The sequence below is a fragment of the Mesorhizobium sp. M7A.F.Ca.MR.148.00.0.0 genome (assembly GCF_003997735.1).
Classification (GTDB): domain Bacteria; phylum Pseudomonadota; class Alphaproteobacteria; order Rhizobiales; family Rhizobiaceae; genus Mesorhizobium.
Map to the genome: position 1 here is coordinate 26521 of NZ_RZTB01000024.1, position 13931 is coordinate 40451.

Sequence of the window (13931 nt, forward strand, 5' to 3'; positions counted from 1 at the left end):
GGCACGAGCCGCTCGGCGGTCAGCCTGTCGGCTTCGCGTCCGGGGAACGATCCGTTGCCGAAGCGGATGTCGAGCACCGAGCCCGGCAGATCGTAGTCGGCAGGGCGATGGATCGTCACCAGATCGAGCTGGATGCGCGGCAATGCCTTTGCCAGATCGGGCAGCGCCGGAACCAGCATCAGCAAGGCAAAGGAGATCGGCGCCCGGATGGTCACGGTCTGGACGGCGCGCGGCTCGAACAGTTCCGCGGTGCTGTTGCCGATGGTGGCGAAGGCCGACTGGATGTGAGGCAGGTAGGCTGCCCCCTCCGGCGACAGTGCGACGCCCCGCGCCAGCCGCGAAAACAAACGTGTCTTGAGCCGCTCCTCGAGAAACCGGATGTGCTGGCTGACGGCTGCCTGGGTGAGACCGAGCTCGGCTGCCGCCGCGGTGAAATTCGACAGCCGCGCCGCCGCCTCGAAACTGCGCAGCCAGTCCAGAGGCGGCACGGGTGTATTTGTACGAGCCATTAGTATTCTGCAGTCATTGGCCAAAAAATGATAATTTGAGTTATGCCTGTCGCGCGATCAACATGCAATCGAAACCCTGCGGATCAGGCTGCGGGGGACGCAATGAACAGGAACGGATCTCCATGCTCACCCACGCGCTGATCGGCGACGAAGGCAGAACAATCGACCTTGGCTGGCAGGACGGGTCGCGCAGCCGTTTTCACGCCATGTGGCTGCGCGACAATGCGCTGGACGACAAGACGCGCAGCGCCGGCAATGGTCAACGGCTCATCACCATTCTCGACATTCCCGCCAACACCAGGATCGGCGCCGCGTCGATCAAAGGCGGCGCCCTGGAAGTCAGCTTCGTGCCCGAGCAGAAGACGGTCAGCTTTCCCGCGGCATGGCTGAGCGCCAATGCCTATGATCGTGACGCAGGCCGCCAGCCGGGCTGGACAGGCGAGGCCACCGTGCGATGGACCAAGGCCTCGATGCAGAATTCGGTACCGCGCGCCGGCTATGTTGCGGCCAGCCGCGATCGTGCTGTGCTGGGGCAATGGCTGTCGGCGGTGAAAACCTATGGCTTCGCGGTGATGGACGATCTGCCGACCGAATCCGGGGCGCTGTGCAAAGTGTCCGATCTGTTCGGCTACATCAGGGAGACCAATTACGGACGCTGGTTCGAAGTGCGCGCCGAGGTCAATCCGAACAATCTCGCCTACACCAATCTTGGCCTGCAGGCGCACACCGACAATCCCTATCGCGACCCTGTGCCGACGCTGCAGATCCTGTCTTGCATCGAGAATACGGTTGAGGGCGGCGAATCCAGCGTCGTCGACGGGTTTGCCGTCGCGGCTGCGCTGCAGGCTGAGAACCCCGAAGGCTTCCGCCTGTTGAGCTCATGCCCGGCGCGCTTCGAATATGCCGGCTCTTCCGGCGTGCGGCTGCAGGCGAAGCGGCCGATGATCGAGCTCGGGCCCGATGGCGAGCTGATTTGCATCCGCTTCAACAACCGCTCGCTGGCGCCGACGGTCGACGTGCAGTTCAGCGATATGGAAGCGTACTACGCCGCCTATCGCCGGTTTGCGGAACTGATCGAGGATCCATCCTTCGAGGTGACGTTCAAGCTCGAAGCGGGGCAGGCGTTCATCGTCGACAACACGCGCGTCATGCATGCCCGCAAAGCGTTTTCCGGTACCGGCAAGCGCTGGCTGCAGGGCTGTTACGCAGACAAGGACGGTCTGCTGTCGACGCTGGCCGCAATCGAGCATGGGTTCAAGGAGGCGGCGGAATGAGCGGCCAGGATTTGAACGCGGACACCATCGTCGAGTTCATCGCCGACATCTTCGAGCGCCGGGGTGCCGAATCCTATCTCGGCGAACCCGTCACCATGTCGGAGCACATGCTGCAGGGCGCCTGGTTCGCCGAGCAGGACGGCGCGCCGGACGAGCTGGTGGCGGCGGCGCTGCTGCACGACATCGGCCACTACACCAGCGAGTTCGGCACCTATTCGCCCGAGGATGTCGAGGACAAGCATCATGACGAGGCCGGCGGCGAGGTGCTGGCGCCGTTCTTTCCGCCGGTCATCGTCGAATGCGTCAGGCTGCATGTCGCGGCCAAGCGCTATCTCTGCGCCACCGACCCGACCTATTTCGGCAGGCTGTCGCAGGCCTCGGTGCATACGCTGTCGCTGCAGGGCGGGCCGATGAGCGCCGATGAAGTGGCCGAGTTCCGCAAGAACCCGTTCCATGAGGAAGCGGTCCGGGTCCGCATCTGGGACGAGAGCGGCAAGATCGCCAACATGAAGACACGGGCGTTTCGCGATTACGTGCCGCTGCTGCAGCGGGTGGTGACGCAGTTCGCCGCGGGTAAGCCGGCGTAATTCCCTCGAAGGAAGGAGGCAGGGTGCAAGCCATGCCTCCTTCCTTTTTTACTCCGCAGGAATGGCGCTCGCCTATCCCTTGTGGTGCACCTGCTGCAGCCCGTAGACCGGCGTCGCCAAGCCGGCCTGCCTGGCTTTCAACTGCAGCGCCAGGAACTGCGAATAGTGTCGTGACTGGTGCAGATTGCCGCCGTGGAACCACAGCGCCTCCTGTTGCGTCGGCTTCCACATGTTGCGCAGCTCACCTTCCCAGGGGCCGGGATCCTTGGTGGTGTTCGAGCCGAGGCCCCAGCATTTGCCGACCTTGTCCGCGGTTTCGCGGGATATCAGATCGGCGGCCCAGCCGTTCATCGAGCCGTAGCCCGTGGCATAGACGATGAGGTCCGCAGGCAGTTCCGACCCGTCGCTGAGCAGAACAGAGTGCTGCTTGATCTCTTCGACGTCGACGCCGCTCTTCAGCTTGATCGAACCATCGATAACCAGCTGCGAGGCGCCAACATCGATGTAATAGCCAGAGCCGCGCCTGAGGTACTTCATGAACAGGCCGGACTCGTCGTCGCCCCAGTCGAGCATGAAACCCGCCTTTTCCAATCCCTTGTAGAACGCCGCATCGCGTTTCTTCATCTCGGCATAGGCCGGGATCTGGAACTCGTGCAGGATCTTGTAGGGCAGCGAAGCGAAGATGAGATCGGCCTTGGCGGTGGTGATGCCATTCTGCAGCGCCTGCTCCGAATAGAGCGAACCCAGTCCGATTTCCATCAACGTGTCGGACCTGGAGATATGGGTACTCGAGCGCTGCACCATGGTGACGTCGGCGCCGGCTTCCCAAAGTGCCGCTGCGATGTCATGGGCGGAATTGTTGGATCCGATGACAACGGCCTTTTTGCCGGCATAGGCGTCGGGACCCGGATGCTTCGACGAGTGGTGCTGGTCGCCCTTGAAGGTCTCCATGCCCTTGAATTTCGGCAGATTGGCCTTGCCGGACTGTCCGGTTGCCAGCACCAGCTGTTTGGGCTTCAGCGTGATGTCCTTGCCGTCGCGGTGGACGACGACGGTCCATTCCTTCGTCTTGTCGTCATAGGACGCACTTTTGGCCTCGGTCGAGGACCAGTAATTCAGCTCCATCACCTTGGTGTACATTTCCAGCCAGTCGCCGATCTTGTCCTTGGGCGAGAAGACCGGCCAGTTCTTGGGGAAATCGATATAGGGCAGATGGTCGTACCAGACCGGGTCATGCAGGCAGAGCGACTTGTAGCGCTTGCGCCAGCTGTCGCCGGCCCGCTCGTTCTTCTCGATGATGATGGTGGGCACGCCAAGCTGCCGCAGCCGCGCGCCGAGCGCGATGCCGCCCTGGCCGCCGCCGATGATGACCGTATAGGGCTGGGTCTTGAAGCCGAGCTCGGCGGCTTCCCTCTCGCGTTCTTCTTTCCATGTCGGACGGTTCTTGCCCGAGCCGTGCCTGGCGCCCATCGGCCGCGCGAAGCCTGCCGGCTCCTCATGGCCTTTCAGTTCGGCCATGGTGGTCAGCAGTGTCCAGATCTTGCCGTTCTTCAGCCTGACATGGCCGAAGCCGCGTGCCACCTCCGTCTCGAAGCTGATCCAGCCCTCGATCAGTTCGCCGCTCTCGGTCGCGTCCTCGCCCTTGGCGATGGCGAAGTGCGACGGCCTGGTGTTCGACAATTGGCTTTTCAGCATGTCGCGGACCTGGTCGCGGCCTTCCATGGTCTTGATGTTCCAGGTGAAGGTAACGAGGTCGCGCCAGTAGCAATCATCTTGAAAGCAATTGACCGCCTTCTCGACGTCATTGGCAGCAAGCGCGGCGCCGAATTGATCGAGCAGGTCGGACAGTTTCTTGCTAGGGGCCGTGTTCTTGCTAGAGGGCTTGTCGAGCATCAGGTTTCCTCCCGTGAAATCCAGATCGTCATGGTGGTCGCTCCGCCGGGCTTGCCGCCGGACGATCAAGTATCGTCAGAGATGGCGGCCCTCGTCACGCCCCACCATAGTTTCCAGCGATTTCAATGGTCTATCCTAGAAATGAGATCGCCAGGCGGTTTCGGAATCGCTCCGGCGCCGGAAACGAACGTTCCATTTGTGAATGCCGCGCCGGTCGCGCAGAATTGATGGTCAAATGCCGCAATGCGGTCACCGGGGCCGATGACAACCGATCGGTGAGAATCCGGGAAGCGGTGGCGGGCAACAGCGCGGTTCCCGGGATTTTCTGGATGCGGAACTCTGGAGCCCGTTATGATCATCACACCTTTTATCCAAGCGTCTTCGTGTCGCTCCCTCGGCCGGCGTGGACGCGCAGCAGCAATGGCCGCGGTCATGGCCTTGAGCGCGACCCTGACCGGCCCGCTGGTGCTGCCCGGAACGCAGGCGCATGCGGCGGAAATTGCCGTCACCGTCCGCGAAAGGCTTTCGAACTATGGCGGATGGCGAACCTCGGCACGCTACGGCGATGTCTGGGTTCCCTCGGTCCGTACCGAATGGCGGCCCTACACCGAAGGCAGGTGGGTCTGGACCGACGATGGCTGGTACTGGCAGTCCACCGAGCCATTCGGCGATGTCGTCTATCACTATGGCCGCTGGGCCTACGATCCCGATTTCGGCTGGGTGTGGATCGCCGGCGATCAATGGGCGCCAGCCTGGGTGGTGTGGCGTCAGGGCGGCAATGATGTCGGCTGGGCTCCAGCGCCGCCCGACGTCGGTGTCGCCTTCGACGACGCCTGGTGGTGTTTCGTGCCTGTGGCGGCGATCGGCGCGGTCGATCTGGTCAGGGTGGTGCGGCCGGTGCAGGAGAACGTCGTCATCGTGCGCAACACGACGATCATCAACCAGACGGTCGTGGTCAACAATGCACCGCGCGTGCGACTTGGCAATCAGGTCGTTGCAATCAATGCCGGACCCCGGCTGCAGCAACTCCCGAAGCCCGTCATCGAATCGATCAAGGCGGCAAAACTGGTTCCGCCTCGCAAAGGCGTGTTTGCCAGTGCACGGCTCGATGTTTCCAGGGGCGCCGAGATCAAGAGGCTTGCCGGCAATACAAAGGGGAACGGGCAAATCCTGGCGGGTCCCAAGACTGCGACCGGCAACAAGGCCAATTCCCCCGGCGCGGTGGCTGCCAGCAATCCGGTGGTCGTGAAGCCGGTGAGCAAGCGGATGGCCGCCGGCAACGGCGCGAAGGCCGATGCGCTCAAGCTGCATGCCGACAGGACCGCGGGCGACGGACGCATCGTTGTCAAACCGTCGCTCAATCGGGATTCGCCCAAATCGGTTTCGCGCAAGCCGGTTTCGCCCAAGCCGGTTTCGGGGCAGCGTCTTGCACGCGGAGCCGAGCAACAAAAGCCGCATCAGCAAGCGTTGGCAATGCGCATGCCCCAGCACCATGCCCCGGCAAGGATGGCACCCCACCATCCGAAGATGCAGGCCAGGAAGGCGTCCAAATGCGATCCACGCGTTTCCCGCTGCAAGGCGCCGGGCTGACACCGCAGTCGCGCCGGCACGCTGCGCGCGCCGGCGCGATTTTTCCCGTTGACAGGCCGCCTTTCCCGCCCTTAGTGTCCGCCACCATGAAAACGGCACTCATTCTCGTAGGAAAGCGCGTGGGCAAGGCGGTGTAACCGCCGGGCGAAAACCCCCCATGCGCAAGACACAGGCTCCCTCGGGGGCCTTTTTTATTGCCTGAAACACGACTAAACGACCAGCAAACGCCCAATGGCGACAGTACGGGACCAGACCGATGAGCAACGGACAGAACGAGCGGCGCGAGATGACAGGTGCCGAAATGGTGGTGCAGGCGCTGAAGGACAATGGCGTCAAGCATGTCTTCGGCTATCCCGGCGGCGCTGTCCTTCCGATCTATGACGAGATATTCCAGCAGGACGATGTCGAACACATACTGGTGCGCCACGAGCAGGGCGCCGGCCATGCGGCCGAAGGCTATGCGCGTTCGACCGGCAAGGCCGGCGTCATGCTGGTGACCTCCGGCCCCGGCGCCACCAATGCGGTGACGCCGCTGCAGGACGCGCTGATGGATTCGATCCCGCTGGTCTGCCTGACGGGGCAGGTGCCGACCTCGCTGATCGGCTCCGACGCTTTTCAGGAATGCGATACGGTCGGCATCACGCGCCCCTGCACCAAGCACAATTGGCTGGTGAAGGACGTCAACGAACTCGCCGCCACCATCCACGAGGCTTTCCATGTCGCAACCACCGGCCGTCCGGGTCCGGTCGTCGTCGATATTCCGAAGGACGTGCAGTTCGCCAGGGGATTCTACGTCCCGCCGCAGATCGCGCCGCGCACCAGCTACCAGCCTAAGGTCCAGGGCGACCTGGAAAAGGTCAAGGCGGCGGTCGAGCTGATGGCCAGCGCCAAGAAGCCGATCATCTATAGCGGCGGCGGCGTCATCAATTCCGGCCCGGAAGCGAGCCATCTGCTGCGCGAACTGGTCGATCTTACCGGTTTCCCGATTACCTCGACGCTGATGGGCCTCGGTGCTTATCCGGCATCGGGCAAGAACTGGATGGGCATGCTCGGCATGCACGGCACCTATGAAGCCAACATGGCCATGCATGACTGCGACGTGATGATCTGCATCGGCGCGCGTTTCGACGACCGCATCACCGGCCGGCTGACCGCGTTCTCGCCGAACTCGAAGAAGATCCACATCGACATCGATCCGTCGTCGATCAACAAGAATGTCCACACCGAGGTGCCGATCATCGGCGATGTCGGCCGGGTGCTGGAGGATATGGTGCGGCTGTGGCGCGCGAGCGCCAAGGCTGACAAGAAGGCGCTCTACCCCTGGTGGGAGCAGATCGCCAAATGGCGTGCGCGCGACTCGCTCGCCTACAAGATGAACAACGACGTGATCATGCCGCAATACGCCATCGAGCGGCTCTACGAACTGACCAAGGGTATGGACACCTACATCACCACCGAGGTCGGCCAGCACCAGATGTGGGCGGCGCAGCACTATCATTTCGAGAAGCCGAACCGCTGGATGACGTCAGGCGGGCTGGGCACGATGGGTTACGGCCTGCCGGCGGCGCTCGGCGTGCAGATCGCGCATCCCGACGCGCTGGTCATCGACATCGCCGGCGACGCTTCGGTGCAGATGACGATGCAGGAGATGAGCGCTGCCGTGCAGCACGATGCGCCGATCAAGATCTTCATCCTGAACAACCAGTATATGGGCATGGTGCGGCAGTGGCAGCAGCTGCTGCACGGCAACCGGCTGTCGCATTCCTACACCGAAGCGATGCCCGACTTCGTCAAGCTGGCCGAGGCCTATGGCGGACACGGCATTCGCTGCGAGAAGCCGGACGAACTGGACGACGCGATCAAGGAGATGATCTCGGTCAGGAAGCCGGTGCTGTTCGACTGCCGCGTGGCGACGCTCGCCAACTGCTTCCCGATGATCCCATCGGGCAAGGCGCACAATGAGATGCTCTTGCCCGACGAGGCGACCGACGAGGCGGTGGCCAACGCCATCGACGCCAAGGGCAGGGAACTGGTGTAGCCGGCAGAACCAAGGCAGGGCTGTCGCGAGAAGCCCTGCGCAAACAAAGAATTAGCTCAAGAGCTTGAAATCGAGATTCATGTCATGAACGCACAGCTACAACCGACCGGCTCCGCCTATTTCATCGCCAAGGAGACGGAAAAGCCGGAAAACCACACGCTTTCCGTGCTGGTCGACAATGAGCCGGGCGTGCTTGCCAGGGTCATCGGCCTGTTTTCCGGGCGTGGCTACAACATCGAGAGCCTGACCGTCTCCGAGACCGAGCATGAGAAGCATTTGTCGCGCATAACCATCGTGACGCGCGGCACGCCGCATGTGCTGGAGCAGATCAAGCACCAGCTCGAGCGCATCGTGCCGGTTCACCGCGTCGTCGACCTGACCGTGCGTTCGCATGAATCCGGTCAGGAGCGGCCGCTGGAGCGCGAACTGGCGCTGGTCAAAGTCGCCGGCACCGGCGAGGCCCGGGTCGAGGCGTTGCGCCTGGCCGATGCGTTCCGCGCCAGCGTCATCGACGCCAACACCGAGCATTTCATCTTCGAGATCACCGGCAAGGGCTCCAAGATCGACCAGTTCATCGCCATCATGAAACCGCTCGGCCTGGTTGAAATCTGCCGCACCGGTGTGGCGGCGTTGAACCGCGGCCCGCAGGCGATGTAGGACTTCGGCGGGGCTGGCGCCGAACGCGCCAGCCAGCTTCCATAGTGAGGCTTCCGGTGCTGACTTGTCAGGGAGGATATCCATGTCGCTCGACGCATTCCTTGCCCTGCTTGTCTACGCCTTCGTGACCTCGATCACGCCGGGGCCGAACAATCTCATGCTTCTGGCATCGGGAGTGAATTTCGGCCTCGTCAGAACCGTTCCGCACATGCTGGGCATCAGCATGGGTTTCCTCGTGCTGCTGCTTGCAGTCGGTCTTGGCCTCGGCGCTGTGTTGACGGCGTTTCCGGCGCTGCATACCGCGCTCAAGATCGCCGGCGGCGCCTATCTTTTGTACCTCGCGTGGAAGATCGCCATGTCGCGCACGCTGACCGGCAAGGGCGAGACGAACGCGCGGCCTATGCGCTTCATCGAGGCGGCCGCATTCCAGTGGGTCAATCCCAAGGCGTGGGTGATGGCGATCACCGCCATGGCCGTCTATGCCAATGCCGAGCACCCGTTCCTGTCGGTGGTGTTGATCGCCGTGGCTTTCACCATCGTCAATTTGCCGAGCGTCTCGGTATGGGCTGGGTTCGGCACGGCGCTGCGTGGCTTCCTGTCGGACCCGGTGCGGCTGAAATGGTTCAACATCGCCATGGGCGTGCTGCTGGCGGCGACGCTTTGGCCGATGCTTAAATAGGCCGTGGGGCGCCACCATCCGATCGTAGGGGGACGGGATTCGCACTCTCGGCGGACCGTGCGGATCGGGAGCCGCCACGTGTTGCACATCCATTGTGCAGTGCACATTAAATCTTCGTAATGCCGCCTTTTGGCCCTTTTCCGACAAAGGCGTGTCCTATCTATTCGGCGAAATCGCGGCAACGGGCCGCGCTGGAATAGAACCCATCGGACCACGACGTGTCGGGTGGAGAGGGCCTTTGACCATGCGTGGAAAAGTCGTTCTTTCGTTGCTGGCCGTCGCCTGCCTAGGTGCGGCCGGGTGGCTCTATCTTTCGCCTGATGCGCTGGGCAGGGTCCAGAAGGTCATCGGCGCAAAGCAGGTTGCCGCGCCGGACAAACAGGCTGCGGCTTCGGACAAGAAGGCCGACAATGCTGGGCGCTCGGCCTCGATCCTCTCGGCCGTCGCCTCGACAGCCGATTTCCCGATCCGGCGTTATGCGATCGGCTTCGTCTCCTCCCCCGCCGTCGTCAACATCAACGCGCGGGTGTCCAGCCAGATCGTGTCCATCGACGTCAAGGACGGGCAGATGGTCAAGACCGGCGATCTGCTGTTTTCGCTCGATGACCGGGCGCTGAAGGCGCAGTTGGCCAAGGATCAAGCGGCGCTGGCCAAGGATCAGGCGATGCTCGCCAGCTCGCAGTCCGATCTCCAGCGCGCCAAGGATCTGGTCGCCAAGCAGGCCGGCACGCAGCAGACCTACGACCAGGCCGTCGCCGCGCAGAAGGCTGCCGCGGCGACTGTCGATGCCGACAAGGCGACAATCGACGCCGACAATGTCCAGCTTGGCTTCGCCACGATCACGGCGCCGATTTCCGGCAGGCTGGGTGCTGTCAGCGTCGCCGTCGGCGATCTCGTCACCGTCAGCAATGGCAACAGCAGTACGGCGACCCCGCTGGTGACCATCACCCAGATGGACCCGCTGCAGGTCAACTTCAATCTTCCCGAGAGTAACCTGGCCCTGCTGCACAAGGCGCTCGCCAACCCGCAGCAGGGCGCGGTGACACTGACCAAGGACGGCGACCCGACGCCGATCGGCAAGGGCACGCTCGATTTCGTCGACTCCAGCGTCGACACCGCGTCGGGCACGATTGCCACGCGGGCAAGCATTCCCAATGCGGACCTTTCGCTATGGCCAGGCCAGTATGTGAATGTCGTGCTCGACGCCGGCATCATGCCGCAGATGACATCGGTTCCCACGGTCGCGGTGCAGCCAAGCCAGAAGGGGCCGTTCGTCTATGTCGTCAAGCCGGACAACACGGTCGAGATGCGGCCGGTGCAGGTGGCGCTGACCGAAGGCGAGAACAGCGCCATCAGCCAGGGGCTGAAAAGCGGCGAGAAAGTTGTCACTGAGGGCCAGACGAGGCTGAAGGACGGCGCCGCGGTGCATGAGGGCAAGGCCACGGCCGATGCCGCGCCGAAGGTGGCCGAGGCGAGCAAAGCCGGCGAGGCAGCCCAATGATCTCCGAATTCTGTATACGCAGGCCTGTCGCCACCCTTCTGATGTCGTTCGCCCTCGTGCTGGGCGGACTGTTCGCCTACAAGTTCCTGCCGGTGGCGGCACTGCCCAGCGCCGAATTCCCGGTGGTCAACGTCTCGGCTTCGCTGCCCGGCGCCTCGCCGGAAACCATGGCGACGTCGGTGGCGACGCCACTGATCAAGCAGTTCGCCACCATCGCCGGCATCGATTCCATTTCGACGACGAACTCGCTTGGCCAGACCTCGATCGCCATCCAGTTCGTGCTCAACCGCGACATCGACGCGGCAGCAGCCGACGTGCAGGCGGCGATCGCGCGCACGCAGAAATCATTGCCGCCGCAGATGACGGCGCCGCCGAGCTATCGCAAGGTCAATCCGGCCGACGCGCCGATCCTTTTGATGTCGCTGGTCAGCGACACGGTTCCGCTGACCGATCTCGATGCTTTCGCGGAAAATGTCATCTCGCCGTCGCTGTCGACCATAGACGGCGTGGCGCAGGTCTCGATCTTCGGCCAACAGAAATACGCGGTGCGCATCCAGATCGACCCGACCGCGCTTGCCGCGCGCGGCATCTCGATCGATCAACTGCAGGCGGCGGTCGCCTCGGCCAACAGCAACACGCCGCTCGGCGTGCTGCAGAACGACAAGCAGCAGCTTACCATCACCGCCAACACGCAGCTGACTGACGCCGCCGGCTTCTCCAACATCATCATCGCCACCAAAAACGGTCACCCCGTGCGGCTGGGCGAGGTGACCCGTGTGGTCGATTCGGTGCAGACGACGACGACGGCGAGCTGGTATGACGGTACGCGCGCGATCATCATGGCGGTGCAGCGCCAGCCCGACGCCAACACTGTCGACGTCGTCGACAAGGTCAAGGCCATGCTGCCGTCCTTCAAGGACCAGATGCCGGCCGCCGCCGACATCAAGCTGCTTAACGACCGCTCCAGTTCGATCCGTCAGGCCGTCGATGATGTCCAGTTCACGCTGCTGTTGACCATCGCGCTGGTGGTCATGGTGATCTTCGTGTTCCTGCGCCGGGTGACGGCGACTATCATCCCGGCCGTGGCGGTGCCGATCTCGCTGATCGCCACGCTCGGCGCGATGTTCCTGTTCGGCTTTTCCATCGACAACATATCGCTGATGGGCCTGACGCTGGCGGTCGGCCTCGTCGTCGACGACGCCATCGTGATGCTTGAAAACATCTTCCGCCATATGGAGGAGGACGGGCTGTCGGCCTTCGACGCATCGCTGAAGGGCGCGCGCGAAATCGGCTTCACCATCATTTCGATCTCGATCTCGCTGGTCGCGGTGTTCATCCCCGTGCTGCTGATGGGTGGCGTCATCGGGCGCATCTTCAACGAGTTCGCCGTCGTGGTGACGGTCGCCATCCTGGCGTCGATGTTCGTGTCGCTGACGCTGACGCCGATGCTGTGCTCGCGGCTGCTGTCGGTGACCAAAGCCGACCGCGACAAGCATGGCCCCGGCCATAAGCAGGACCTCGTCACCCGCGGCTACGACAAGGTCTTGAGCTTCTGCCTGCGGCATACCTTCCTGGTGTTCCTCGTTTTCGTCGGCACCGCGGCAGCGTCGGTGTGGCTGATCCAGACTTCGCCGAAGGGTTTCTTCCCGCAGGAGGACATCGGCCAGATATCGGTGACCACCATCGCACGCCAGGACATCTCTTTCGACGCCATGTCCAGGCTGCAAGGACAGGTCGCCAGCGTCTTCTCGCATTCGCCCTATGTCGACCATGTGGCGTGGTCGGCGGGCAGCGGCAACAATGCGCTCAACCAGGGGCAGCTTTTCGTCCAGCTCAAGGGCAAGGACCAGCGCCCCGATATCGAGAAGGTGCTTTCGGACCTGCGCAAGCAACTGGCCGGCGTGGCGGGCATCGAGACCTACATGCAGCCGGTGCAGAATTTGAGGCTGGGCTCGCGGTCGTCGGCCAGCGCCTACCAGCTCGTGGTTCAGGGCCTTGATACCGGCCTGACCGATATCTGGGCGCAGAAACTGAACGACGCGATGGCCGCCGATCATGCGAACTTCACCGACGTCACCAGCGACCTGCAGAACAATGCGCTGCAGGCTACGCTGGTGGTGGATCGCGACAAGGCCGCCCAGCTCGGTATCGACACCGACACGTTGCGCTCCGCCCTCTATGGCGGGTTCGGCACCGACCAGGTTTCGACAATCTTCGGTTCGGCCGACAGCTACGAAGTCATCACCGAGCTCGATCCCAAGATCGAGTGGTCGCCCGAGCGGATGCTGGCCATCCAGATGAGGACGGCGAGCGGCAGTCTTGTTTCGCTCGGCGCCTTCGCCCGGGTCGATCGCACGGCCGGCGCCCTGACGGTCAACCAGCTCGGCCAGCTTCCAGCCGTGACCATCTCCTACAATCTGCCGCAGGGCGTGGCACTGGGCGACAGCGTGACGCGCATCAATGCGCTCAAGGAGCAGATCGGCATGCCGACGGTGATCTCGACCACCTTCGCCGGCACGGCCAAGACCTTCCAGGATTCTCTTGCCAACCAGGGTTTTCTGGTCGGCGGCGCAATCCTGACGATCTATATCGTGCTCGGCATCCTCTACGAGAGCTTCATCCACCCGCTGACCATCCTTACCGGCCTGCCATCGGCCGTGCTGGGAGCGGTCGTTGCGCTGCGCTTCGCCGGCATGGATCTGTCTGTTATCGCGGTGATCGGCATCCTGATGCTGATCGGCATCGTCAAGAAGAACGGCATCATGATGGTCGACGTCGCGCTTGAACTGCGACGAGAAGGCATGTCCGCGACCGAGTCGATCCACAAGGCCTGCCTGATGCGGTTCAGGCCGATCATGATGACGACGCTGGCGGCGCTGATGGGCACGTTCCCGATTGCGCTCGGCACCGGGGCCAGCGCCGAACTGCGCCAGCCGCTGGGCGTTGCCGTTGTCGGCGGCCTGCTTGCCTCGCAGGCACTGACCCTGTTCGTGACGCCGGTGATCTATGTCTACATGGAGAATTTCTCGGGCTGGCTGGTCGGGCTCTGGTCGAAGCGCAAGGGCGAGCCGGGCCCGGTCGAAGCGGGGGATCAGCCCTCGCTGTTCAAGCCTAGGGAAGACATGCTGCCAGAACCGCAGCAGGCGGCGGCCGAATGATGTGACAGGGCCAGCGCCATGTGCCGTTGGCCCAAGCCGTTGCGC

Annotated in this window: 9 protein-coding genes and 1 pseudogene (1 of these 10 running past the window's edge); 8 read left to right on the forward strand and 2 right to left on the reverse strand. The window is 63.1% G+C overall.

Annotated features, from left to right (window positions below):
• Positions 1 to 509 (reverse strand): annotated as a pseudogene (locus EOB49_RS12250) (LysR family transcriptional regulator) (it extends 366 nt beyond the left edge of the window).
• Positions 510 to 631: 122 nt separating this feature from the next.
• Here EOB49_RS12250 and EOB49_RS12255 point away from each other — a divergent pair.
• Together EOB49_RS12255 and EOB49_RS12260 are read left to right on the forward strand one after the other, a co-directional pair.
• The gene (locus EOB49_RS12255) at positions 632 to 1783 is read left to right on the forward strand and encodes a gamma-butyrobetaine dioxygenase (protein ID WP_127381139.1); all 1152 of its coding nucleotides are present in this window, start codon (positions 632 to 634) and stop codon (positions 1781 to 1783) included.
• The gene (locus EOB49_RS12260; RefSeq protein WP_127268622.1) at positions 1780 to 2370 is read left to right on the forward strand and encodes an HD domain-containing protein; all 591 of its coding nucleotides are present in this window, start codon (positions 1780 to 1782) and stop codon (positions 2368 to 2370) included. The genes EOB49_RS12255 and EOB49_RS12260 overlap by 4 nt, the downstream gene beginning before the upstream one ends.
• A gap of 72 nt (positions 2371 to 2442) precedes the next feature.
• Here the strand turns inward: EOB49_RS12260 and EOB49_RS12265 are convergent, their stop codons facing one another.
• Positions 2443 to 4263: an NAD(P)/FAD-dependent oxidoreductase gene (locus EOB49_RS12265; RefSeq protein WP_127381140.1), complete on the reverse strand. Its 1821-nt coding sequence runs from the start codon at positions 4261 to 4263 to the stop codon at positions 2443 to 2445.
• Between the two features lie 420 nt (positions 4264 to 4683).
• On the opposite strand from EOB49_RS12265, the gene EOB49_RS12270 reads away from it, so the two are divergent.
• The 6 genes from EOB49_RS12270 (at position 4684) to EOB49_RS12295 (ending at position 13886) form a co-directional block, all read left to right on the forward strand.
• On the forward strand, positions 4684 to 5853 hold the full coding sequence (locus EOB49_RS12270) for a DUF6600 domain-containing protein (RefSeq protein ID WP_127381141.1): 1170 nt from the start codon (positions 4684 to 4686) through the stop codon (positions 5851 to 5853).
• Positions 5854 to 6109: 256 nt separating this feature from the next.
• Positions 6110 to 7891 carry an acetolactate synthase 3 large subunit gene (locus EOB49_RS12275; RefSeq protein WP_127272402.1) on the forward strand — a complete coding sequence of 594 codons (1782 nt, stop codon included), beginning with the start codon at positions 6110 to 6112 and terminating at the stop codon, positions 7889 to 7891.
• An 84-nt stretch (positions 7892 to 7975) separates the two neighbouring features.
• Positions 7976 to 8548, forward strand: a complete 573-nt coding sequence (ilvN, locus tag EOB49_RS12280; RefSeq protein WP_023757090.1) for an acetolactate synthase small subunit — start codon at positions 7976 to 7978, stop codon at positions 8546 to 8548.
• A gap of 82 nt (positions 8549 to 8630) precedes the next feature.
• On the forward strand, positions 8631 to 9227 hold the full coding sequence (locus tag EOB49_RS12285) for a LysE family translocator (RefSeq protein ID WP_127271476.1): 597 nt from the start codon (positions 8631 to 8633) through the stop codon (positions 9225 to 9227).
• Positions 9228 to 9471: 244 nt separating this feature from the next.
• Positions 9472 to 10728, forward strand: a complete 1257-nt coding sequence (locus tag EOB49_RS12290; RefSeq protein ID WP_127381170.1) for an efflux RND transporter periplasmic adaptor subunit — start codon at positions 9472 to 9474, stop codon at positions 10726 to 10728.
• Positions 10725 to 13886 carry an efflux RND transporter permease subunit gene (locus EOB49_RS12295; protein ID WP_127381142.1) on the forward strand — a complete coding sequence of 1054 codons (3162 nt, stop codon included), beginning with the start codon at positions 10725 to 10727 and terminating at the stop codon, positions 13884 to 13886. Before EOB49_RS12290 ends, EOB49_RS12295 begins: the two co-directional genes overlap by 4 nt.
• Positions 13887 to 13931: the final 45 nt, after the last annotated feature.

Bases quoted from the DNA above. Each gene is read 5' to 3' on its own strand.
- EOB49_RS12270 (WP_127381141.1), top strand. From the start codon at position 4,684: ATGGCCGCGGTCATGGCCTTGAGCGCGACCCTGACCGGCCCGCTGGTG.
- EOB49_RS12265 (WP_127381140.1), bottom strand. From the start codon at position 4,263: ATGCTCGACAAGCCCTCTAGCAAGAACACGGCCCCTAGCAAGAAACTG.
- EOB49_RS12285 (WP_127271476.1), top strand. From the start codon at position 8,631: ATGTCGCTCGACGCATTCCTTGCCCTGCTTGTCTACGCCTTCGTGACC.
- EOB49_RS12260 (WP_127268622.1), top strand. From the start codon at position 1,780: ATGAGCGGCCAGGATTTGAACGCGGACACCATCGTCGAGTTCATCGCC.
- EOB49_RS12295 (WP_127381142.1), top strand. From the start codon at position 10,725: ATGATCTCCGAATTCTGTATACGCAGGCCTGTCGCCACCCTTCTGATG.
- EOB49_RS12255 (WP_127381139.1), top strand. From the start codon at position 632: ATGCTCACCCACGCGCTGATCGGCGACGAAGGCAGAACAATCGACCTT.
- ilvN (WP_023757090.1), top strand. From the start codon at position 7,976: ATGAACGCACAGCTACAACCGACCGGCTCCGCCTATTTCATCGCCAAG.
- EOB49_RS12275 (WP_127272402.1), top strand. From the start codon at position 6,110: ATGAGCAACGGACAGAACGAGCGGCGCGAGATGACAGGTGCCGAAATG.
- EOB49_RS12290 (WP_127381170.1), top strand. From the start codon at position 9,472: ATGCGTGGAAAAGTCGTTCTTTCGTTGCTGGCCGTCGCCTGCCTAGGT.